The sequence below is a fragment of the Paenibacillus sp. FSL F4-0243 genome, assembly GCF_037963295.1.
Taxonomy (GTDB): domain Bacteria; phylum Bacillota; class Bacilli; order Paenibacillales; family Paenibacillaceae; genus Paenibacillus_AQ.
In genome coordinates, this window is record NZ_CP150151.1 from 906,739 (window position 1) to 930,406 (window position 23,668).

Sequence of the window (23,668 nt, forward strand, 5' to 3'; positions counted from 1 at the left end):
CGGTTCACTATCTTAAACCTCTTGACGTTATGTTGAGTGGTTTTTTTGTAGTGCTATGAAAGTTTATTCTGTTTTTTAACATAGGAAGAGAAGGGAAGGGTTATGGAAACATGAAGAAAAATAAGTTTTTAGCTTGGTTACTTATTGTAGCAGTATTTATCACGACGTTCTCTACAAGTGTAATCCCGGCTCATGCGAATGAAGCAATTGCCGATAGTGCAGTTGTAACAACAGAGGTTGATCAAGCTCTAGTAGAGCAGATTAATGCGCTAGTACAAGAGCCAGATACAGAGAAGCCTACGATTTCAATAGAAGGTATACAAGATAAACAGGAAGTATCCAGTAAAGATGTAAGCTTCAAAGTAGTGGTTACAGACAATGTCTATAAAGACATTATTCCAGTAGTAAAGCTGAACCAAGTCGTTCTGTCAGCTACTAATGATGAGTACAAAGCATCTCTAAACCCAGGTAGTAACGTAATCGCAGTAACAGCTATAGATGGCGCAGGAAACAAAGCAGATAATGTAACCTATCAGGTTACTTATAAAATCACTGCTAAAGAACAGTTAGATAAAAGCTTGGCCTACATCGTTAACACCGTAAAGAATCCTTCATTTGGAACAGGTAGCGGAGAATGGTCGATTCTTTCTCTAGCACGTGCGAACTACAAAGTACCAAGTGGTTATTATGATCTCTACTACAATAATGTAACTAAGATGGTTGAAAGTTTATTGGCAACAAATAATGGTAAACTCCACCCATATTTCAGTACAGAGAATTCCAGAGGGATTTTAGGTCTTGCATCTATCGGAAAAGATATCACGAATGTTGCAGGATATGATCTGAGAACTGCGCTCGCTGATTATCAATTGGTTAAGAATCAAGGGATTAATGCTCCTATATTTGCTCTGATTGCCTTAGATACTCGAAATTACGATATTCCTGTAGTTGAAGGGGATAAAGAGCAAACCACAAGAGAAAAACTGATTCAGCTCATTTTAAGTAAAGAAATAACCAATGGTGGATGGGCTTTTTTTGGTTCTCGGGCCGAAGTCGATATGACTGGAATGGCCGTACAAGCTCTTGCGCCTTATTATGATAATCCGAATGTAAAAGCTGCTGTGGATCGGGCAGTCGCATGGTTGAAAGATAACCAAAACAGTCAAGGTGGATATTCAAGTAGCGAAAGCATCGCACAAGCTATTGTTGCTTTAACAGCAATTGGCATAGATCCACACAGTGACCCAAGGTTTGTTAAAGAGGGTAAATCCCTAATTGATGCGTTATTAGCCAACTCTGGACCTGATGGTGGCTTTAAGAGTAGACCAACAGGAGCAGTAAATGGTATGGCAACAGATCAAGGTACATATGCACTGGTTGCTTATGATCGTCTGATCAATCATAAGAATCGTCTATATGATATGTCTGACGAAAAGCCGGGACCTGTTCAACCAGAAGATCCGAAAGAAAAAGAAATAGAGTTACCTTCGGGTGATAAGCCGGAAGTTGTAATCAAAGATGATGCTCATGATTATATCATTCCGATCAGCTCTGGAGACAGCAACAAGGAAATAACGGTAGTTATTCCTAAAGATCAACAATCGAAGGTTAGTGTCAGTTTACTTAGTAACAGCGATCTTCCTCAGATAGAGGCTACCAAAGGTGACGTATCTGTAGTCATTCCAAAGGGTGCAAAAGTTACAAGTGGGGATGCCTCTGCGATTGAATTGATCTCTCCTTTAACAGGCACAGAATCTGAAATAAAAGATAGTCTGAACCAGGTTATTTCTCAGGACAAGAAGCTGGAGAACATTATCCAAGCTTTTTCCATGGGTGGCAATGCAAAGGTAGAATTCAGTCACTTTATTACGTTAACCTTTAAGGACCTTAAAGGAAAAGATGTAGCCTATATTCAAGACGGCACACCTCATGCGATTCAAAAATTTGCAAGTGACGCCTTAGGTTTGGCAAGCGGCAAGTCAGAGTATGCATACGATAATGGAAATGATTTAATCGTAAAAACCAATCACTTCACTGATTACATTGCGTACACCTCCAGCGCAGTACAAACACCTGGTGATGGTGGAAGTGGTACTGGCGAAGGTAACGGTAGTGGCAATGGCAACGTTGGCGGTGGTGGAACCACTCCATCGAAGCAATATGTAACCCTATCCGTGGATAAGCTTACGATCAATAAGGGATACGTTGTTCCATCGGCACAGATAGAGCTCCAACCGGGTGACACAGTATGGTCTGTATTAAAGAGAGTGCTCGACAGCCGAGGTATCGTCTATAAATATAAATGGACAGAAATATACAATAGTGTGTATGTCGAATCCATAGCGGGTGATGGAGAATTTGACCATGGTAGCGGTAGTGGATGGATGTACAATGTGAATGGACAGTATCCGGATTTTGGGGCATCTCAATATACCCTGAGTGCTGGAGATAGTATTCAGTGGCGTTATACAACACAGTGGGGTGCGGATCTAAATGCACCGATACCAACTACAAGCCCTACTCCAACCCCATCTGCCACTCCTAAACCAAGTGGAGTTCCAGGAGCGGGTGGAGGAACTAATCCAGAAGCCAACGTTGATCCAAATCCGAGTCCATCGCCAACAGCGACTCCTAACGATATCAAGCAAGTGTATAAAGACGCCGATAAGATCTCATCCTGGGCGTTCTCAGCGATTGAAACAGCTACAGTAAAAGGGTACATCCAAGGTAACAATGGTCAGGTAAATCCGAAAGATCACATTACAAGAGCAGAATTTACAAAGATCCTAGTATCAGCATTGGAACTGGATACCAAGAGTGACAAAGGAATTACCTACAAGGATGTCGCTTTGGGTGATTGGTTCTATCCATATGTGAACGCTGCTCATAAAGCAGGTCTAATTACAGGCTTTAATAATGAATTTAAGCCAAATGACAAGATTACTCGCGAACAAATGGCAGCCATTATTGTCAGAGCATTATCAATCCCGGCTACGAAGCCAGGTACAGCTATTAAAGATATCAATACTGTGTCTGCGTGGGCAAAAGCAGATGTGGAAACCATTGTTGCCACCGGACTTATGTTAGGTGACAATAATCAGTTTAAGCCTAAAGAGCTTGTAACTAGAGAAATGGCAGCTGTTGTAGCTACTAGAACCCATGATTATAAGAGTGGCGACAAAGCAGTTAGTCCATATATTCAGAACACGGCAGCCTTTTTGCAAAAAACAGTAACAAACCCGGTCATCTCCTCGGTTGGCGGGGATTGGACAGTGTTCGGGCTGGCACGTTCTGGTGTAAAGGTTCCAGATAGTTATTACGCTAAGTACTATGCGAATGTAGAAGCCACCCTTAAAGAAAAAGCTGGGAAGCTGCATAGCGTAAAATATACCGAATATGATAGAGTTATTTTGGCATTAACTTCAATCGGCAAAAATATTGATAAAGTGGCGGGTTATAACCTACTGGAACCACTCGCTGATTTTGATACTGTAATCAAGCAAGGCATTAATGGACCTGTGTTTGCCCTGATCGCTCTGGATAGTAATCATTACGACATTCCAGTGGTTAAGGATGTAAAGACGCAGACAACTAGAGAGATGCTCATTGATTACATTTTAGGCAGAGAGATCAACGGCGGGGGATGGGCACTAGGCAGTAATGCTACTGAGGCCGATCCGGATATTACGGGAATGGTTATTCAAGGCTTGACCCCGTATTACAAAACGAATGCCAAAGTAACGGCTGCTGTGGATCGTGGAATTGCTTGGTTATCCAAAACGCAAACAGCAGATGGTGGTTTTGCAAGCTGGGAATCTACGAACTCCGAGAGCATTGCTCAGGTTATCGTAGCTTTAACTGGACTTGGAATAGACCCACATAAGGATTCCCGATTTATTAAAAATGGTCGTTCAGCGGTAGATGCGTTGCTTGGCTTTGCTGCACCTGAAGGTGGTTTTTATCACGTGAAGCAGGGTGGCGTAGGCAACGGAGGCGCGAAACCCGGAGAAGTAGATCTTATGGCTACGGATCAAGCGATGTATGCACTGGTTGCTTATGATCGGTTCGTTAAGGGTCAGACGAGTCTTTATGACATGACAGACGTTAAATAGAACTTTATTTAAAGAGATAAGCAAGGGTAGCATGTATACCCTTGCTTATTATTTAAGGTGGGGAACTTAAGAAATGAATAAGAAAAAATGGCTAACAGCGATACTAATTATTGGTGTGTTGGCGATTGCCTTCTTTTGGGGCGGGAATTATCAGAAGAGCCCGAACAAGGTTGCGAGTAACAGTGTTGAGTCTCAAGTTGTAGAATCAGCCAATACGGCCTCCAATCAGAATGTTGATGTAGAGCCTACAACCTCAAGTGATGCCGAGACAACGGAGATAGCTCCTACAGCTACACCTGGTGAAACAGCTAAGCCTAAGCCCGTTGAAACGGTAAAACCAACTGAAGAGGTAACGCCAACCGAAACTGCGGTAACAGAGGTTGAAAAGCCGACTGCAACACCTAAATCGGATACACAGGCACAACCGACCGCAACACCGAAAGCGGCTAAAACGTCCGTGCCGGAAACGAAAGCGACGGTAAAACCAGTAATCAAACCGGATTCAAAAGTAGCGACAACAGAAACAAAGCAGGAACCGAAAAAGGATAAATTCCTTACCGATCCAGTGCCGAGCGGGAAACCTAAGCCCGTGGAATGGCAAGATGCAACGGTAGATAAGAAGAAGCAATTAACGGCTACTTTGTCCGTGTCGGCAGCAACGATTTTAGATAATATGAATATTTTCAATAAGGATAAGGTTGAAGTATTGCCGGCAGATGGTATCATTTATAAAGCGCAGAAGGTAACCTTTTATGAAGGTGAGTCTGTGTTTGATGTTTTGCTAAGAGAGATGAAGAAGAATAAAATCCATATGGAATTCAGTATGACTCCGATCTATAACAGTAATTATATTGAAGGCATAAATAATCTTTATGAATTTGATGCTGGAGAGCTTAGTGGATGGATGTACAAAGTAAATGGCTGGTTCCCTAACTACGGCAGTAGTCGTTATGTTCTCACGGATGGCGATGTCGTTGAATGGGTATACACTTGTGATTTAGGTCGAGATGTAGGTGGTTATGTAGCCACAGGAGGAGCTCAGAAATAATGAAGGATAGCTTTTCTACCTTTCATCCGTTTGTGAATTTTCTATATTTTGTCGTTGTATTGCTGTTTAGCATGGTGTTCATGCATCCCATATTTCAGGTGATTGCCCTTATCAGTGCAGTGGTCTACTCCTTTATGTTAAAAGGAAAGAAAGCCGTTCGGTTTAATCTGCTGTACATGGTTCCTTTTCTACTATTTATGGCGATTATGAACCCTGTTTTTAATCATCAAGGGGTAACGATCTTGTTCTATTTGAACAATGGAAATCCCATTACGAAGGAATCCATTCTTTATGGCGTAGCAGCGGCGTGCATGTTTGTGACGGTAATCATATGGTTCTCCTGTTATAACGTCGTGATGACCTCGGATAAGTTTATTTATATATTCGGAAAGATAATGCCGGCACTGTCGTTGATTTTTTCGATGGTGCTTCGTTTTGTTCCTAGATATTTAGCGCAAATCAAGGTGATTTCGAATGCCCAAAAATGTATTGGCCGGGATGTTACGCAGGGAAATCTCCTCGCGCGAGCGCGGAATGGGATTACGATCCTATCGATAATGACCACCTGGGCCCTGGAAAATGCGATTGAGACGGCGGATTCCATGAAGTCAAGAGGATATGGATTGCCTGGACGTACAAGCTTTTCGATCTTCCGTCTAGATGCCCGGGACAAAGTAGCCCTCTTGATCATGACAGGCTTAATTGCGATGGTAACTATCGGCGCAGCAATGGGTGAGAACACGATGAGATATTATCCGTCGATTAAAGCGAGCGCAATTACACCTTTTAGTATCCTTGTATATATCGCTTATCTTGCGCTATGTATGATCCCTGTGCTCATCAATATGGTGGAGGCAATGAAATGGAAATCTATCGAATCGAAGAACTGAGCTTTGCTTTTCCTGAACAAGAGCAGATGGCTCTTTCGAACATTAATCTTACGATTGCAAGCGGAGATTTTATTACTGTGTGTGGAAAGTCAGGCTGCGGCAAAAGTACCTTACTAAGACAACTGAAAACAATCCTAACCCCACATGGCAAACGCCAAGGGGCGATTTATTATAAGGGTCAACCTGTAGAGGAGATCGATCAACGGACACAGGCAGCGGAAATCGGTTATGTACTCCAAAGTCCGGATAATCAAATTGTGACAGACAAGGTGTGGCATGAACTGGCCTTTGGCCTTGAAAGCTTAGGTTATGACAATTCTACGATTCGTTTGCGCGTGGCTGAGATGGCGAGCTTTTTCGGAATTCAGACCTGGTTCCATAAAAGTGTGACTGAGCTATCGGGTGGCCAGAAGCAGCTACTCAATTTAGCTGCGATTATGGCTATGCATCCCTCGGTTCTAATCCTTGATGAGCCTACCTCTCAGCTAGATCCCATCGCCGCTTCTGATTTTTTGGAGACGGTCAAAAAGATTAATCGCGAGCTTGGAACAACCGTTATCATGTCAGAGCATCGTCTAGAGGATGTTCTTCCGCTTACAGATCGGCTGATTGTGCTGAATGAGGGCATCGTGATTGCTGATGATACCCCGCAAAGGGTGGGAGAAGCTCTAAACAAGCTGAATCATCCGATGTTTCTGTCCATGCCCTCACCCATGCAAATTTACGCAGGCGTAGAGAATGACTTAGCATGGCCTGTTACAGTGAAGGAAGGACGCCAATGGTTGGATGCTTTTCTAGAGGAGAAGACACCTGCAGCGATCGCAGAATCTCAGCCAAGCTCGAAAGTGGACGGGTCTGTAGTCATAAAGTTTAAGGATGTATGGTTTAAGTATGATAAACACGGATCGGACATCATTAAAGATTTGTCTTTTGAAGTAAAGCAAGGGCAGTTCTATTGCATAGTTGGTGGGAATGGAACAGGGAAGACATCAACACTCTCCTTGATGAGCGGCATCCTTCAGCCCTATCGAGGGAAGGTTCTAATCGGTGGAAAGAACCCAGCAAAAATGAATGCCAAAGAACTGTTTACTAACAATCTGGGCATCCTCCCGCAAAATCCGCAAACCTTATTTGTGAAAAAAACAGTCGAGCTAGATTTATACGAAATGTTATCTCAGCTTCCTTTGACGAAGGAAGAAAAGGTGGCTAAAGTTGAGGCTGTGGTTAAGTTCGCAGAACTGGAACATCTTCTCTCGATGCATCCGTATGATCTTAGCGGGGGAGAACAGCAGCGTACTGCGCTGGCAAAAGTGCTTTTGTTAGAACCAAAGATTCTGCTGCTGGATGAACCGACGAAGGGACTGGATGGACCTTTTAAAGAGAAATTAGCTTTATTCTTACAGAAGCTTAATGCTGAAGGTGTTACCATCGTAATGGTTTCGCATGATGTTGAATTCTGTGCCAAATACGCGGAGGTCTGCGCCATGTTCTTTGATGGAAGTATCATCACTACGAATGAAGCCCAGAGGTTTTTTGCTGGAAACAGCTTCTATACGACTGCCGCCAACCGTATGGCGCGTCATGTATGGAGCGAGGGAGTAACGATAGAGGGTGTGATTGATTTATGTCAACGAAGCAGGTGACGGGTCGTCGTTTGAGTCGTCGAACTTTATTAGCGGGACTGCTAATCTTTATAGTTATTCCAGCTACAATTTTGTTAGGTATCTTTGTCCTAGATGATCGCAAATATTACTTTATCAGCCTATTGATCGTCCTCTACACCATGATTCCGTTTGCGTTGGTGTTCGAGAATCGGAAGCCGCAGGCAAGGGAACTAATCGTCATAGCGGTGCTAGCAGCTATTGCCGTTGCTGGACGCGCAGCCTTTTTCATGTTGCCGCAGTTTAAGCCGGTTGTTGCCATTGTCATCATCGCAGGGGTGAGTTTGGGAGCTGAAGCAGGATTTCTGGTCGGTGCTGTTGCGGGCTTCGTCTCCAATTTCTTCTTTGGGCAGGGACCTTGGACGCCTTGGCAAATGTTTTGTTTTGGCATCATTGGCTTCCTGGCGGGCATTTTCTTCAAGAAAGGTCTGCTTAAAAAGACTAAGCTGTCTCTCTGTATATTTGGAGGGCTAGCAACGTTCTTGGTATATGGAGGCATTATCAATATAGGCTCGCTGATGATGTTCACTTCTGAGTTCTCATTATCGGCTTTGATGACGACTTATGTTTCCGCCTTTTGGTTTGATATGGTGCATGCGGTCTCGACGGTGGTGTTCCTCTTTTTCATTGCTAACCCTATGATTGAAAAGTTGGATCGGATAAAAACGAAGTATGGGTTGATTGAGCCTTAGGTTTTGGAATTGGGTGTTTGGCGTTTTAAGTGCTGCGCATTGCGCTGGCGGACGCTCCGAGAACGGACTGTTGTTACAATCGCTGTTGTGTCCAGATTTTTTTGAATTTTTCCCCCTAGGGTAAAATCCGGACACAAAGGCGAACGCTCCGCTTTTCCACAATCAGTCCGTTCTCTCCGCTGCTATCAGCGCGAAACCTAAACTCTACATCGAAGAAAGGCTCAAAGAACCCCCCTTCGGTTTTTAGCCGAAGGGGGGCGGTAGTACCTAGTGGCTGGAGGTTTGGCCACTAAAGATATTACAATCGGTATGGAATTCTAGTAGCGATGCTCCTAGATCTAACCTTAAAAAACAGGCGATGCTCCGGTCTACCGGTATCGCCTGTTTTTTGATTATTCCCTTACGATATCCATAGGCGCTGAGGCATCTTCAAAGGGCTTAAGGCTCTTTCGGCTGGGAGCAGGCGGGGAGACGGGCAACCTAACGATAATAGTCGTTCCCTCTCCGATAGCACTGTCTACCTCTATCCTTCCTTGATGCAGAGAGACAATTTTTTTAACGATCGCAAGTCCGAGACCGTTGCCATTGTTGTTTCCGTTCCGCGATTTGTCTATTTTATAAAATCTTTGGAATACGGCGTTGAACTCTTCCGGGGACATCCCGATTCCATTATCGCTGACGGTGACGGATACTTCTGCTGCACTACTATCTATACTGATGCGGATATTCCCGCCTACCGGTGTGAATTTGATGCTGTTGCTGAGCAAATTCATCCATACTTGCTTCAGCTGATCTTCATCACCCTTAATTTTGACCGCTTCCGGCAGCTCTAGATCGATAACGATGCCTTTGGCTGACCATTGGGGCTCACAGGTCACAACGATGGTTCTAATCTGCTCGTCAAGATTGAAGGGACTTGCGTTGAAGGGATGATGTTCAGAATCCAGGGAAGCGAGCTTCAGTAAATTATCACTTAGCCTCGACAGACGTTCACTCTCCGCAATGATGATATCAAGATATTCGCTGCGTTCCTCTTCCACGATCAAATCATGGTTCTGCAACGCCTTGGCAAAGCCGGAAATGGACGTAAGCGGTGTCTGGATTTCATGAGAAACGTTGGATACGAAATCCTGCCTCATTTGTTCCAACTGCTTCAGCTCCCCTGCCATCTCCACATAGCTTTGTGTCAATTCCCCGATTTCATCTATTCGGTTCACTTTAAGCTCCACCTCGAAATCACCCTTGGCCAGTCTTTTTGTCGCATTCGTCAGTGCTTTGATCGGCTCCACCAAATATCTGGCGGCAATAAGAATGCATACGCTACCCAGCAAAAGCACGAGCAAAAGCACAAAGAGCACCATCCGATTGACGATATTTTCGTTCTCAGCAGAATACTGCAAGAACATCGCACGCCACTCCCCGTTCAACATAAAGGGCATCCCGATAAAAATATCCTTATCTTCCGCGGAGGAACGGTAGAGCTTTCCTTGTAGTACTTGTTTGACAGCTTCGGGGGGGACAGTGACAGCCGGACTACCCTTCTTGAGCCCATAAAAGGTATGTTCTCCGGCATGATTGTACAGGTGGATAGGGTGTGCAGATACCTTAACCATACTATTCAGGAACTCGTCCGTATCTTTAGGTTTGGCGTCATCATAGCGGTGAATGATCTCTTTTCCCACTACGATCATTTCATTCTGTCCCTCATAACTTATCTGTTTCTGAAAGACATACAAGCCAATGAAAAAGGAACAGATTAGACTAAAGATAATGATGCCTAGAAACGTGAGAATGACGCGTACATATAACGTCTTGATCATGGCGTAGGGATCAGCCGATATCCCAGACCGCGGGCCGTTTCGATTTGGAATTGCTCGCCTTTGCCGCTGAATTTCTCCCTCAACCGACTTATATGCACATCTACAGTCCGGCCGTCTCCTTCATAATTTAATCCCCAGATTTGAAGGATCAATTGTTCTCTTGTGAAGATTTGCCCAGGATGACTGGCCAGCAGAAACAGCAGCTCAAATTCCTTCAAAGGAATTGTGACCGGTTCTTCACCACGCGTGACCTGAAAAGTGCGCCGGTTGAGCGTCACATTGCCCAACTGCACAGACTGGGAAGAGACGACCAACGAGCGTTTAAGCAAAGCTTTTACTCGCATTACCAATTCAAGCGGATCAAATGGTTTCGTTAGATAGTCATCCGTACCAAGTTGAAAGCCTTTCACTTTGTGTGCGGATTCCGCTTTAGCCGTCACCATGAGGAGGGGGATGTTGGCATCCCAGCGCCTGATTTCTCTGCATAGATCCCAACCATCCAATCCTGGCATCATAATATCTAGAATGACGAGATCGACACGCGAGTTCTGTATAATGGACAGAGCTTTGGTACCATCCCTGGCTTCTTTGAGGTCAAAACCTTCTTTTCGCAAAAATAAAGACATTAGCTTTCGGATGTTATCATCATCATCAGCGATAAGTATAGTAGCCACGATTTTCCTCCTCTATTAAGCTTTCATTATATCTGATTTGTACTTGGCAAGTAATGGTGTTATCCGAACTGCCAACCCAACAGGTTCCAATAGTAGAAGAACAGAGTCATCGCCACAGCCGAAAGCGTCACTAACGTATAATGCACACGCTTGAAAGCTGTCCAGTATTTATTCTTCCAAACCAGTATAGCCGAGATTAGTAAAGCTAAAGTCAGACCAACCAAAATGATTGGCATAACTAAACTGAGAGAAAGCGAAAGACTGATCCCGCTGAACTTCTGCATCATGTCCATGGACATAACCACCATAAATATCGTGACGAAAGATAGCAGCGCCCAGCCAGCAGTTCCCGCAGATAGGCGGATGGCCCACTTTTCAGGTGGCGTCATCGCCTTGATCTTGCGTCTGGAGAAGATTAGTCCGAGCAATGAAGTGATGAAAATCAACCCCAAGAACCCTAGGACGATAAGCCAAAATTTATTTTGATCCAAGAGAGGCGTACGCTCCAGCGGCATATCCGGTACCATCCCTAAGATCATATGTGTAACCTTACCGGACTCATTCGTACGGAAGGCAATTTGTTCGGTACCTCCCTCGAGTTGGAACATATTCGGACCGACTTCTCTATACAATTGTTGTTCACTACCACTTCCCAAGGATAGCTTATTATCCTCAACCGAGACATTCAGCTGAGCGAAAAAGTTGAAAAACTTATCAATATCACTGATGTTTCGGCGTGTAAATTGATAGGCTCCTGCATATTTCTGAATAGATTCATCAGAAGCGATGAATTCAGGCTGACTCGCATCAGGAGCAGGGTAGTAACGGTTGAAAAAGGCTTGGATGAGGTCTTCTGCGGAATCACCGCCCTCACCTCCGCTGTAGGATACAAAGATGCCTACATGCTTGGCAGGCACAAGATACAATCCCGTATTAAACATGGGGTCAGAACCACCATGAGTGATCAGCGTGAGCCCATTGATTTGTTTCTCTGCGAACCCAAGATCCACTCCCGGCAGACGTTTATCAAATTGAAACGCCGTTGAATGCATTAGTTCTGCCGTCTCGGGTCTCAGAATCTGCTGGTCACCATATTTGCCGTTCTGCAGATGGGCGATCATGAAATGCGCCATATCTACTGCAGATACGGTACCCGAGCCGGCAGGACGAAAACCGCCCTCGAAGGTAGGTGTGCCTGGAATAAAACTGCCGTTCTCGCTGTTGTACCCCACAACTTTGTTGGGCATGAATGACTCCGGTAAAGGTTCTACTACAGTCGAATATTTCATGTCGAGCGGATCAAAAATATATTTCTTTATATAATCATTGTAAGGAACACCGCTAACTTCCTCTACAATTAGACCTGCGAGTGTAGCACCGTAGTTCGAATAAGAACTTATCTGTCCGGGTGGTCTTACTCGTGCCAACATATGCTTATTGAGTGTTTCCGAGATTGACCCCGGCAATTTGGCAGGGTCTGTAGTGATTTGATAACCAACTCCACCTTCTTCGAACCCTGCTGTATGTGTCATCAAATGGCGCATAGTGATAGGTTCAGGATAAGTAGCAGGGATCTTCACTGATTTCAGGTAGGTGTTAATATCCGTGTCTAGATCAATTTTGCCTTGCTCGACCAGTTGCATCACCGCTGTCCAGGTGAAGAGCTTTGTCGTTGAAGCGATTCGAAACATGCTGGTTGTCGGGTCAACGGGTGCTTCCTTTTCCAGATTGGAACTGCCATAACCTTTGGCCAAAATAATCTTGTTGTCCTTTACGATCGAGATGACCGCTCCCGGAATTTGCAGCCGATTCATATCTTGTTCCATAATGCCATTAACGAAGGCAGTCAGACTCGCGGTATCATCGAGATTGGCGGGTACTTCAGTCTGAGTTATGGGTAGCACGGTTTGATCCGTTTTGGTCTCGGCCGATGCCTGGTTCCCGGGCAACACCAGGCTTGCGCCTAATCCGGCACTAATCACAGCCAATAGGGTTAGACCAACGATTAGTCTTTTTTTAAAAGAAGTTAACATTATTATCCTCCGCATCATCATTTATTGGGTTTGGATGATCATCCACCTAACGCTTATAGACATTATCAGAGTAGTGTGAATGGAACGTTAACAAGACAATAAAAAAACAGACTGCTATCCGCCGCCTTCAACGACAGAGGGTAGTCTATTATGAAAAAATTGAAATTCCAGTTTCCTTTTTTGCCTGATAAATTAAAATAAACAGCGGTAGTTTAGGACGGGATTTCCTTGTCCTAAACTACCGCTGTTTCTATTAGAATCAGTGAACTCTTCTACATATCCCCACTTATCGTTCAGTTACAACACCTTGTGACGGAACTTCCACAACGAGTCGCCTATGGGTAGCCTCAAGGGTGGAAAGGTCACCATCCAGCGCTTTTAGTCCGGGGAGCAGCAAGGCTGCGCTAGCACAGAGCATTGGAAGCAGTCCGGCGATTACAAAAAGTGAGGGCACCCCATAATGCTGGGCAATCGCGCCACCGGCAAAAGCACCAAAAGGCTGCAAGCCGCCACCGATCAGAAAGCGAATAGAATTGACTCTTCCTTGCAGATGGCTCGGAACTAGACGTCCATGGAGTGAAGAGCTTAAGGAACCGAAGAAGGGACCTAACGTCCCAGTAGCAAATACAGCGGCGAGAGCAAAAGAAAAACTAGGGAATAACCCCCATAAGGTAGTCACTAAACCTATGGTCCCCAGACTGCTAAGCATGACAAGCCGTCTTTTTTTAATTTCCCCTATCATGGAAATCACACTTAGCCCGACTAAGGTTCCCAGTGCGAAAACTGTACTTAGCGTGCCCATCGTGGCCGCATCGCGGTGGAGCACTTCGCGTACAAAAGGGACCATCATCGTCCAGACGGCAATTGAGCTTAAATTACTGATGGAGGCCATGATCATAATCGTAAGCATTGCAGGAAATTGTTTATAGAAGGTAAAACCCTCGGCTATCTCGCGAACGTAAACGGTGATGGAGAAACTACCTGGGGCTGGAGAAGGTTTCGGTAGCTTTTGTAAGCACAGCAAGGTAGTGATGGCGGCTGCATAACATATCATGTTGATGCCAAGGGCGGGCAGCGCTCCACTAGCAGCGGTCAACGCACCTGCTAAGGCAGGCCCCAGCAGGACTGCTGCGCTTTTGCTGCCATCAATGATAGCAAAAGCTCGCACCAGCTTCCGGCTGTCGGCAACGCCAGGAATAACAGCCATCGCTGTTGGCATGAACAATGCGGCGCAAGATCCGCTGAGACCCGCGGCGACAAACAGATGCCACAGCTGCAATTGGCCAGCCAGGCCCATGCCGAGTGGCAGTGCTATAGCCAGCAAGCGAATGGCTGCCAAGCAGGCCATAAAACGGATCCGGTGCAGCCGATCGGACAACGGTGAACCGAGCAAGCGCAACAGCAGCTCAGGTATGCCGGAACTGAGCGCGAGTGCTCCCATCGCTAGCTTAGAACCGGTTAGCTCATAGACGAGCCATTCCATAGCCAGTAAGCCAAAAGCATCCCCAAAAGCGCTTAATGTAATGGTCGAGAGTAGACCATAATAGCTGCGTTTTATCATTGCTTGGTAGCTCCTTTCTTAAAATAAGAAAGTATAAGTTTTGCACCTATACTATCTTATATTTCTCGCAAATACGCTTACCGTCCTTATAAGGACGCCTAAGCCGTTTATGCTTAACTCTCCAGATACGCCCCAATCTGCTGAGGCAGCCCGTTTAACGCTTCTAATCGCAGGCTGTACGATGCGTTTCTAACATTGGTATGGACAATGACCAGCCCAGCTGCACGCAGTGCGATAAGATGGTAGTGGATTGTGCTTTTAGAAAGTCCTACCTCACGCACGATTTCTGTGAAATTGAGCTGCTTGCCTGTGAGCAAACGAAGGATATACAGCCGGGTCTCATCTGACAACGCACGGGTAAGGCGGAGTAATGCAGGCGCAGGCCGTCCAGCTTCCGGAGGGAGAACATCACAAGAGTAGCTGGTGAATACGAATTCATCATACATAGCGGTCGTAACCAGTGGACGAGCATGATATTGCGGAATGATAATGACCTGCTTCAGATGTTCGGTTGGATAAAGGCGCATTCCAGCAGTAGCTGCTTCAAAGACTTCCATATCATTGTTCCCGCTTAGCATCGCGCGTCTTGATTCGGCTTCTTGCTCAAGCCCTTTGATGATATTAGGATCGATTCCACTGAAGTAACCTGAGTTCCATTCGCGGAGGATGTCAGCGGCAGTGTCCCTAAGCTCCGCAAGATTGGAAGGGACCGATTGGCCGAAACGTCCGGATATTTCATACAGTTCGCCCGAAGATAAACCATCGAACCACTCCAAAAACCCCTCTACCGAACGCTCTCCCGGACAGCACCAAATATAGGGAGCCAAACTGAAATCATCAAGTTTCTTAACGACTTCCTGCATTTTACGTAGCAGCATTGGCGCGAATCTGGCTTGAACATCGCGTACCCAGAGCTTACCGGAATCCATGGCAGTATGGTTCTGCTTACTTAAAAAAGCAGTCATACTACTAACACATTCATACATGGGTGCAAAATCGACCTCTACTTTATAATCCAAGAGCTGCTCCATTCTTTCAGTGAAATACTGAACTTGTTATTAGTTCTATAAATATAGAACTTATCGTTGGTTTTATTCTAAACGAACTAATCGTTCTTTTCAATAGCCATTTCACCGAAAAATCCGAACTCAACATATTGTTCACACATAATCAATTGTTTATATAAGTGTGTGGTTATATAATGGATTTGAAATTAGATGAAGAAGGTGTAATTAGACTTGAAGGACTTGAAGGACACAAACGATTTGACTCAGGGTCCTATTATGCCTACCTTAATGAAATTAACGCTTCCGATTATTGCGACGAATTTCATCTCTACTACTTATGGTCTAGTCGATATGATTTGGGTTGGAAGATTAGGAAGTGGTCCGGTTGCCGCGATTGGTACAGCGAGTTTTTTCATTAATCTAGCGATTGCTTTATCGACTATGGTTACGATCGGCACAGGGATTAAGGTGGCGCATTGTATGGGATCTGGTCAGTTAGAGAAGGCTAAATCTTATATAAAGAACGGATTTATGATGTCTATTTTATTAGGGCTTCTCTATATGAGTTTAGTGCTACTAACCAAGAATCAGTTGATTGGTTTTTTTGATCTTGGAAGTGATGAAGTAGAGCGGATGGCTAGTCAATTTCTAGTGATTTCGATATTTGGATCGGTATTTTCCATCGTGAATACGTTATTCGCAACTCTCTTAAACGCTATGGGAAATAGTAAACAACCGTTTCAGATCTTCTCCATTGGTCTTATGGTTAATATTGTCCTTGATCCATTTTTGATTTTTGGCTGGGGCAGTTTTGAAGGATGGGGAGTAGCGGGGGCAGCTATTGCAACATTAACGGCGAACATTTTGGTTACGGCTCTTTTTATCGTGAAGACAAGAAAGTCAGAACTCATTTCAAACACATCCGCGTGGGACAGTCGTCAAATGAAAGAAGTCATCCGCATGGGGCTACCGATAACGATCCAACGGGTCACCTTTACGATCATATCGATCATCATTGCCAAGATCATTGTACGATTTGGAGCGGATGCTATTGCGGTTCAAAAAGTAGGAATCCAAATTGAATCCATTTCCTATATGACCATTGGCGGACTACAGGGAGCTATTGCTGCCTTTTTTGGTCAAAATTATGGAGCATGTCGCTTCGATCGTATTAGGCAGGGGTATCGTCAGGCCTTAATTTTAACCTCCATTTTTGGCGTGATCGTGTCGCTTATATTTTTTGCGTTCCCGCAGCAGCTATTTTCATTGTTTTTATCAGACCAGACAAGTTTGGAATTGGGCGCAGATTATATGCGGATCATCGGTTACTCACAATTATTCATGTGTATGGAATTGATGACAGTAGGTGCTTTTAACGGCATGGGTCAAACCCACATCCCACCGATCTTTAGTATTTCATTTACTGCACTCCGAATTCCACTAGCCTTACTCTTATCCGAACCTTTTGGCTTGAATGGGGTGTGGATGTCGATTGCGCTAAGCAGTGTGTTTAAGGGTGTTATTCTTGTGTTCTGGTTTAGAAGATCTTTGTTCAGAATGAATAAACAGCAGGCAAATTACTAAGCAAAGGATGAGCGTAGGAATGGCTTTATTAAATCGTAAACTCATACAGCTTTTAAAGGATAACCATTTGATTAAGGAGATTTTTCACGGAGATTTTGGACTGGAAAAAGAAAATGTCAGAGTGGATCCAGAGGGAAGACTTGCGCTGACACCACATCCAAAAGTCTTTGGAAACAAGCTGGAGAACCCCTACATTCAAACGGACTTCTCAGAGAGTCAGGTTGAAATGGTGACACCCTCTTTTGATTCTATTGAAGAGACTTATAACTTTCTGGAGGCGCTGCAGGATATTGTGTCGCTAGAGCTTAATGAAGAATATCTGTGGCCGAGTAGTAATCCTCCCATGCTGCCGAATGATAAGGAAATTCCTATTGCCAAAATGGGTAATCCGGTAGAGGACGAGTATAGACATCAGTTAGCCGATAAGTATGGTCGTAAAAGACAATTGCTGAGTGGGATCCATTATAATTTCTCTTTTGATGAACAATTTCTAAAAAAGCTTCATGATATCGCTGATCCACAAGAGAGTTTTAAAGATTTCAAAGATGCTACTTATTTAAAAATAGCCCGCAACCTATTGCGATACCGCTGGCTTCTAATCTATTTAACAGGTGCTAGTCCTGTTTTTGATAAGACTTATATGGAGCAATGTGTGGCACGTGGTGAATCAGATGATGAAAAAAGCTTCTACTATCTGAATATGAATTCCCTGCGAAATAGCGAATGCGGGTATCGGAATGAAAAGCCTCTCTATGTATCTTTTGACTCGCTTACCGAATATGTACATGATTTACAAGCGTTGATTGAATCGGAAGAATTATTAAGTGTAAAAGAGTTCTATAGCCCGGTTAGAGTGAAGACGGCAAGAGGTAAACATCCGTTAGAGGAGCTGCTGCAGGATGGGATTGCCTATTTGGAGCTTCGTTTTATTGATCTCAATCCACTCTATAAAATAGGAATTAGCAAAGAATCAATGACTTTCATTCATCTGTTTATCCTGTATATGCTATTAAAAGAGGATGAACCGTTCGGAGTAGAGGATCAGAAGATGGCGAATCTTAATCATGATCAATTGATCATGGAGGGGATCAAAGGCTGTTTGCATGATTACGGAGATTCTTGCGGGACAATGGAACAGAAGGCTTTAATTTGTATGCAAGAAATGCAGGATATGATTCAGCTATTGAACCCAGAGGATAAACAGTTCTCGAACGTTCTGAACGGAGCTAAGGATAAGATTCTAAATCCAGATCAGAGCTTTGCAGGGATTGTGAAGTCGGAAGTTCAACAATCCTCTTTTATTAAATATCATCTGAATAAAGCCAAACAATATGCTAAGGAAAGTCTTGCAAATGGATACCGATTTGTAGGATATGAGGATTTGGAGCTATCTACACAGCTTCTACTGAAGGCAGCAGTTAAACGTGGGATTAAGTTACAATTGCTTGATCGGGAAGAGAACTTTGTTGTACTTACGAAAGGCGGTCATAAAGAATACGTTAAGCAGGCTACGAAGACATCCCTGGATTCTTACAGCACGGTACTAATTATGGAGAATAAAATTGTTACGAAGGAAGTTCTCAAACAACAAGGCATTCGTGTTCCTTCAGGTGAGGCATTTGGAGATCTGGAAGCGGCAATGAATGCATATGGAACTTATCGTAATAAGCGAATAGTGATCAAACCCAAATCAACCAACTTTGGACTCGGCATTACTATTTTTACAGATGATTTCTCCAAAGAAGATTATCAAAAAGCCTTCGAAATCGCCTTCGAACATGATCGAACAGTGCTGCTTGAGGAATTTATGACGGGGAAAGAATATCGTTTTCTAGTCATGGGTGATGAAGTAGTCGGAGTATTGCACCGGGTTCCGGCGAATGTGGTCGGTGATGGTGTACATACGATTGAAGAGCTGGTCCACGAAAAGAATAAGGATCCGCTAAGAGGTCGTGGCTACAAAACTCCGCTTGAGAAGATTCGGATTGGCGAAGCAGAAGAGATGTTTTTGAAGAATCACACTATGACTTGGAGCGATATTCCTCCATTGAATGAGATCATATACCTGCGGGAGAATTCGAATATTAGTACCGGTGGAGATAGCTTAGACTTTACTGATGAGATTCCGGACAGCTATAAAGATCTAGCCATTCAATCAGCTAAAGCTGCAGGGGCCACTATTTGTGGAGTAGACATGATGATTGATAATATTAGGGAAGAGGCGAAGGGTACCAATTACAGCATTATTGAGATCAATTTTAATCCAGCGATTCATATTCATTGTTATCCTTATAAAGGCAAGAACCGCCAAGCGGATGAACGGATTTTGGATCTGTTGTTTGGAGAATGAACAGAAGCTCAACCAGTACTTTTGGTTGAGCTTCTGTTATTAAACGACACAATTCGCTCATCCACCCGCTGCATATTAATCCTAGAAGTTACCTGCTGCTGCAACGCCGCTAAAGTTTCTGGCTTGGACATTATTAAAGGGATCTGTTGCAGCAGCATTAGTGAAGATCTCCGCCGTGTACTGAATTTGACCTGCTGCGACCGCTGCTGGTGGTGGAACATCTACTGCTGTAAAACCGAAAGCCTCGTTTTCTCTGCTGATTGCAACACCAAATGTTGTGGTGAAAATGATGGTTCCGTTTCTACGAACATTAACGGTATTAGTGTTGAAAAGAGGATTGTTTTCTACTTTTAGAAATCCAGTCAAAAGTATGCGGACATTGCCTTGATTTTCAGCCGATACGCCTGCGGTCTGAATACCAATATCCCCAAAAACAAGGGGAGTCGCTGCTAGTGGAATAACTGCTGGTGTAGCATCGGAAGCAGCTTGGTTGGAAAGTCTTAAATCTACAAACTGAATGGTCATATTATACTCACCTCCTAGAAATAGAATATGAGAGAGTAAGGTTCGACTCTTGGATTCGTATGAAATTCATCAGCTACCTACTTGTACGGCTTGATTCCCACCCCTTGTGACACTCTTGTAACAGAGATTCGCTACGATAGGCTACGAGGTGAGAAAATGAAGAATTCTAAAGCTTTTATCGTGTTGATCTTATTGTTGGTTGTCGGATGCAGTTCGGTACCACCGCAAGCCAATCCAGAACTGAAGAAAGAAGAGAAGAAGGAAGAAACGAAAGAAAGGAATGAGAAGTTAGCCTTCTGGGATGGCCAGAGAAAAGGAACCAATTTCATGAATTCAAAATCTTTACCGGAAAACTATGATGCTGCGAAAGAGCAGAATATTGAATTCATTCGTTTGGCACCAGATAAATGGGCAAAAGACAGTGACTTTTTATTTAATGACAAACCGGATGCGAACCCGGATAAAGATTTTCTAATAGGGAATGCAAATAAGTATGAAGGGATTGTTGAGGAGGATTTTGCCGAGTTAAAAGCGGACTTAGATGCAGCCGAGGCTCGGGGCTCCAAAGTGGTGCTGACCGTCCTCAGTCTCCCCGGAGATCGCTGGAGGCAGTTCAATAATTACAAAAATGATGATCGGATATGGAAAGATTTCAGTTATCATGAACAAGCGGCAGTGTTTTGGAGGGATCTAGCAAGCCGGTTGAAAGATCATCCTGCGGTAATCGGTTATAACCTGATAAATGAGCCGCATCCAGAGACCGCCACGGGATTTAATGACTTCTGGACACAGGATTACAGCGAATGGTATAGCTCAGTAGAGAACACCCCTGCGGATTTGAATCTTTTATATGAGACGATAGTGACCGCTATTCGTACCGTAGATACCAAGACGCCAATTATCGTAAATTCTGGGCTGTATGCTACGCCTTGGGCCTTTAAATATTTAAAACCGATCGATGATGAAAATGTGTTGTATGCTTTTCATATGTACGAGCCTTACGAGCTAACCAGTCAAAATAAGAAAAAAGGGTTAACCTATGAATATCCTGGAACGATAAAAGTAGGAGAAGATAAAACGGAAAAAGTTTTTAACAAGGAAGCCTTAAAGGAATTTCTGGAACCTGTTGCACAGTGGGCAAAGGAAAATAACATCCCCGCAAACCGGATTGTTGCAGAAGAATTTGGAACGAATCGATTAGTAAAAGGTGCAGATCAATACATGGCTGATTTAATTTCGATTTTTGATGATTTCGGCTGGCACTGGGCGTTTTATGCTTTCCGCGAGGATACTTGGGACGGTATGGATTATGAATTGGGAAGTAAGCCCCCAACCTGGGAATATTGGCAAGCGATAGAGAATGGCGAACAGCCTCCTCGAAAAGTAGTCGATAGCCCAATATGGGAAGTATTGAAGAAAGGACTTGAAGGAAAGGAGTAAATGATGCTACTTGAACATTCTAATTGCCGATGATGAGAAACACATGACCACTATATTGAAGACTTATTTCGAAAAAGAGGGCTATAACGTTTGGGTAGCAGCGGATGGGGAGGAGGCGCTGGAGCTCTTTTTTTCGAATAAGATCGACCTTGTGGTACTGGATTGGATGATGCCTAAGCGAAGCGGGATTGAGGTGTGTAATGAAATCAAGCAGGTTAGTTTAGTTAAGGTGGTCATGTTGACCGCTCGATCTTCCCATGACGATGAATTTAGCGCATTAGATATCGGTGCAGATGAATATATAAGAAAACCATTCGATCCACGGATCTTAATGCTGAGAATCAAAAAAATGCTGGGTACCGAAAAAGTAGCTGCTATACGGGATTTAGAAATTGATTTTGAGCGAAAAAAAGTGTTCAAGAATGGGGAGGAGCTGTCCCTATATAAAAAAGAGTTTGAACTGCTAACCTTCCTATATGAGAATAAAGGCCGGATTTTGTCCAGAGATTCTTTGTTATCTTCCGTTTGGGGGATGGATTATCTTGGTGAAGAGAGAACCGTGGATACACATATCAAAAGATTACGCGATAAGATTGGGGCTGACCACGTAATTACACACAGGGGAATGGGGTACAGCTTCCATGATAAAAATCAATAAAATAAGCACGAAGTTATTGATTATGGTAAGTATTATTCTGCTGATTGTGTTTGGGACGTCCTATTCATTGCACAATTTTTTCTCGTCCGATTATTACCTTTACAAAATGAAAACCAAAATTAACGACATATATGACGAAGTAAAGGATCTCAGTCTGGATCAGCTCATGGAGAAAGAAACAGCGATCGAGAACAATAACAATGTAACGATAGTTAGGGTTGAGAACAACGGAAGCGCAACAATAATCAACGAGAACATTCAATTTGCGTTGTACAAAGATAAAGTGGCACTTAATAAGTTCTGGATTACGGAAGAAGTTTTGCAAAAGGTAAATGAAGGAAAAACGGTGAATCTATTATTTAATCAGGGGAAATTGAAGTCCAGCCTGTTAACGAAAATATATGAGCAGGATGGTAGCTTAATCCTCATCGGCACAGTGGTTGTGCACAATACAGATGCTTTAAACATCGTAAACCAATTCAGCTTCTATTCCATTCTTTTGGGGATTATTATCAGTTTGCTGTTAGTGGCTTATTTTTCGAGGAAAATCATTACTCCGTTAGAGCAATTGCAGGATGTGGCGAAGGATATCTCCAATCTTGATTTTAAACAAGTGACGATTAAATCGGGGGATGAAATCGAAGAATTATCAAAGAGCATTAACCAGATGAGTCAGCGCCTGAAAAGTGCCCATGCAGAGCTGGAGAAGAAAAATCAAAGCTTAAACACACTGATCTCAAGCATTTCACACGAGGTAAAAACACCGTTATCCTTAATCCAAGCGTATACCATTGGTATTCAAGACGATCTGGATGATGGCACCTATACGGATATCATTTTGGAACAGGTGAAGTATACGTCTGATATGGTGGATTACTTAATTAAGCTGTCCAAGATCCAAAAGACCGTAGTGCATAAAGAAAAATTCGATCTTAAAGAGCTTCTGCTCAAAGTGATCTCACAATATAATATTACGTTCAAAAATAAAAACCTGATCTTACAGACCGACTTCCATTCGGTTGAAAGATCCATCGTTGAGGAGGATAGCAGCCAGATAGAAATTGTATTCAACAACTTAATTAGTAATGCCATTAAATATGGGGAAGAGAATGTCTTTGGCATCTCAGTAGTGAATGATACGCTCGGCACTTTGAAATTCACCATTACTAATAAAACCACGCGCCTAAAAGAGAAGCATCTAGCGTATATTTGGGACCCGTTCTATGTCATCGAGGAGTCTCGGAATAAAGAAATCTCAGGAACTGGACTTGGCCTGTCTATCGTCGCGGAGATTCTAGCTAAGAATGATCTCAAATATGAAGCCACATTAGAGGATTCGTATATTAGTTTTAGTGTTTGGTTTGATGTAGTGGTTACAGAAAATAATTGCTAGTGGGAGGAAAATGTCCCTTAAGAAATCTTCAGTTATTGTTGCAACTCTTTCACTCTTAATCAATGAAGATGTATCAGGCACTATCAATGATTAAATGTTTAGATTAGGGAAAACCTCCCTAATTATGTGAGATTAATCGTGCTCCAAGCGATAATTAGGGAAAATCTCCCCAATTATCAGGGTGTTTCATTCATAAAGAGGGTATTCTCGTATTTATTAG

Annotated in this window: 16 protein-coding genes; 10 read left to right on the forward strand and 6 right to left on the reverse strand. The window is 43.5% G+C overall.

What is annotated here, in order from left to right:
• The first annotated feature begins 110 nt into the window (after window positions 1–110).
• The 5 genes from NSS87_RS03955 (at window position 111) to NSS87_RS03975 (ending at window position 8,403) form a co-directional block, all read left to right on the forward strand.
• Entirely contained in the window at window positions 111–4,112 is a 4,002-nt protein-coding gene (locus tag NSS87_RS03955; RefSeq protein WP_339244946.1) for an S-layer homology domain-containing protein, read from the forward strand.
• A 73-nt stretch (window positions 4,113–4,185) separates the two neighbouring features.
• Window positions 4,186–5,160, forward strand: a complete 975-nt coding sequence (locus tag NSS87_RS03960) for a DUF4430 domain-containing protein (RefSeq protein WP_339244949.1) — start codon at window positions 4,186–4,188, stop codon at window positions 5,158–5,160.
• The gene (locus NSS87_RS03965; RefSeq protein ID WP_339244950.1) at window positions 5,160–6,050 is read left to right on the forward strand and encodes an energy-coupling factor transporter transmembrane component T; all 891 of its coding nucleotides are present in this window, start codon (window positions 5,160–5,162) and stop codon (window positions 6,048–6,050) included. The genes NSS87_RS03960 and NSS87_RS03965 overlap by 1 nt, the downstream gene beginning before the upstream one ends.
• Complete coding sequence (locus tag NSS87_RS03970; RefSeq protein ID WP_339244952.1) at window positions 6,023–7,693, forward strand: energy-coupling factor transporter ATPase; 1,671 nt, start codon at window positions 6,023–6,025, stop codon at window positions 7,691–7,693. Before NSS87_RS03965 ends, NSS87_RS03970 begins: the two co-directional genes overlap by 28 nt.
• Window positions 7,675–8,403: an ECF transporter S component gene (locus tag NSS87_RS03975; RefSeq protein ID WP_339244954.1), complete on the forward strand. Its 729-nt coding sequence runs from the start codon at window positions 7,675–7,677 to the stop codon at window positions 8,401–8,403. The genes NSS87_RS03970 and NSS87_RS03975 overlap by 19 nt, the downstream gene beginning before the upstream one ends.
• A gap of 392 nt (window positions 8,404–8,795) precedes the next feature.
• Here the strand turns inward: NSS87_RS03975 and NSS87_RS03980 are convergent, their stop codons facing one another.
• The 5 genes from NSS87_RS03980 to NSS87_RS04000 all read right to left on the reverse strand — a co-directional run bounded on the left by NSS87_RS03980 (window position 8,796) and on the right by NSS87_RS04000 (window position 15,510).
• Window positions 8,796–10,223 (reverse strand): HAMP domain-containing sensor histidine kinase, encoded by a 1,428-nt coding sequence (locus NSS87_RS03980; RefSeq protein ID WP_339244956.1) that lies wholly within the window; start codon window positions 10,221–10,223, stop codon window positions 8,796–8,798.
• Window positions 10,220–10,897, reverse strand: a complete 678-nt coding sequence (locus NSS87_RS03985) for a response regulator transcription factor (RefSeq protein WP_042184959.1) — start codon at window positions 10,895–10,897, stop codon at window positions 10,220–10,222. Before NSS87_RS03985 ends, NSS87_RS03980 begins: the two co-directional genes overlap by 4 nt.
• A 59-nt stretch (window positions 10,898–10,956) precedes the next feature.
• Window positions 10,957–12,930: a serine hydrolase domain-containing protein gene (locus tag NSS87_RS03990; RefSeq protein ID WP_339244958.1), complete on the reverse strand. Its 1,974-nt coding sequence runs from the start codon at window positions 12,928–12,930 to the stop codon at window positions 10,957–10,959.
• Window positions 12,931–13,216: 286 nt separating this feature from the next.
• A complete protein-coding gene (locus tag NSS87_RS03995) occupies window positions 13,217–14,491 on the reverse strand; it encodes an MFS transporter (RefSeq protein ID WP_339244960.1) in 1,275 nt (424 codons plus the stop codon).
• Window positions 14,492–14,604: 113 nt separating this feature from the next.
• Window positions 14,605–15,510, reverse strand: a complete 906-nt coding sequence (locus tag NSS87_RS04000; protein ID WP_339244963.1) for a winged helix-turn-helix domain-containing protein — start codon at window positions 15,508–15,510, stop codon at window positions 14,605–14,607.
• Between the two features lie 219 nt (window positions 15,511–15,729).
• On the opposite strand from NSS87_RS04000, the gene NSS87_RS04005 reads away from it, so the two are divergent.
• Window positions 15,730–17,082 carry an MATE family efflux transporter gene (locus NSS87_RS04005; RefSeq protein WP_339244964.1) on the forward strand — a complete coding sequence of 451 codons (1,353 nt, stop codon included), beginning with the start codon at window positions 15,730–15,732 and terminating at the stop codon, window positions 17,080–17,082.
• Window positions 17,083–17,101: 19 nt separating this feature from the next.
• Window positions 17,102–19,432 carry a bifunctional glutamate--cysteine ligase GshA/glutathione synthetase GshB gene (gene gshAB, locus NSS87_RS04010; protein ID WP_339244965.1) on the forward strand — a complete coding sequence of 777 codons (2,331 nt, stop codon included), beginning with the start codon at window positions 17,102–17,104 and terminating at the stop codon, window positions 19,430–19,432.
• A gap of 81 nt (window positions 19,433–19,513) precedes the next feature.
• Here the strand turns inward: gshAB and NSS87_RS04015 are convergent, their stop codons facing one another.
• Window positions 19,514–19,957, reverse strand: coding sequence for a hypothetical protein (locus NSS87_RS04015; protein WP_339244967.1), 444 nt, complete (start codon window positions 19,955–19,957; stop codon window positions 19,514–19,516).
• A 156-nt stretch (window positions 19,958–20,113) separates the two neighbouring features.
• Here NSS87_RS04015 and NSS87_RS04020 point away from each other — a divergent pair, with 156 nt between their 5' ends.
• Genes NSS87_RS04020 through NSS87_RS04030 form a run of 3 tightly spaced genes read left to right on the forward strand, consistent with a single transcriptional unit; the run spans window position 20,114 to window position 23,448 of the window.
• A complete protein-coding gene (locus NSS87_RS04020; protein ID WP_339244968.1) occupies window positions 20,114–21,397 on the forward strand; it encodes a cellulase family glycosylhydrolase in 1,284 nt (427 codons plus the stop codon).
• Window positions 21,398–21,407: 10 nt separating this feature from the next.
• The gene (locus tag NSS87_RS04025) at window positions 21,408–22,055 is read left to right on the forward strand and encodes a response regulator transcription factor (protein ID WP_076286170.1); all 648 of its coding nucleotides are present in this window, start codon (window positions 21,408–21,410) and stop codon (window positions 22,053–22,055) included.
• The gene (locus tag NSS87_RS04030; protein WP_339244970.1) at window positions 22,039–23,448 is read left to right on the forward strand and encodes a HAMP domain-containing sensor histidine kinase; all 1,410 of its coding nucleotides are present in this window, start codon (window positions 22,039–22,041) and stop codon (window positions 23,446–23,448) included. Before NSS87_RS04025 ends, NSS87_RS04030 begins: the two co-directional genes overlap by 17 nt.
• Window positions 23,449–23,668: the final 220 nt, after the last annotated feature.

Bases quoted from the DNA above. Each gene is read 5' to 3' on its own strand.
- NSS87_RS03955 (WP_339244946.1), top strand. From the start codon at position 111: ATGAAGAAAAATAAGTTTTTAGCTTGGTTACTTATTGTAGCAGTATTT.
- NSS87_RS03960 (WP_339244949.1), top strand. From the start codon at position 4,186: ATGAATAAGAAAAAATGGCTAACAGCGATACTAATTATTGGTGTGTTG.
- NSS87_RS03965 (WP_339244950.1), top strand. From the start codon at position 5,160: ATGAAGGATAGCTTTTCTACCTTTCATCCGTTTGTGAATTTTCTATAT.
- NSS87_RS03970 (WP_339244952.1), top strand. From the start codon at position 6,023: ATGGAAATCTATCGAATCGAAGAACTGAGCTTTGCTTTTCCTGAACAA.
- NSS87_RS03975 (WP_339244954.1), top strand. From the start codon at position 7,675: ATGTCAACGAAGCAGGTGACGGGTCGTCGTTTGAGTCGTCGAACTTTA.
- NSS87_RS03980 (WP_339244956.1), bottom strand. From the start codon at position 10,223: ATGATCAAGACGTTATATGTACGCGTCATTCTCACGTTTCTAGGCATC.
- NSS87_RS03990 (WP_339244958.1), bottom strand. From the start codon at position 12,930: ATGTTAACTTCTTTTAAAAAAAGACTAATCGTTGGTCTAACCCTATTG.
- NSS87_RS03995 (WP_339244960.1), bottom strand. From the start codon at position 14,491: ATGATAAAACGCAGCTATTATGGTCTACTCTCGACCATTACATTAAGC.
- gshAB (WP_339244965.1), top strand. From the start codon at position 17,102: ATGGCTTTATTAAATCGTAAACTCATACAGCTTTTAAAGGATAACCAT.
- NSS87_RS04015 (WP_339244967.1), bottom strand. From the start codon at position 19,957: ATGACCATTCAGTTTGTAGATTTAAGACTTTCCAACCAAGCTGCTTCC.
- NSS87_RS04020 (WP_339244968.1), top strand. From the start codon at position 20,114: ATGAAGAATTCTAAAGCTTTTATCGTGTTGATCTTATTGTTGGTTGTC.
- NSS87_RS04030 (WP_339244970.1), top strand. From the start codon at position 22,039: ATGATAAAAATCAATAAAATAAGCACGAAGTTATTGATTATGGTAAGT.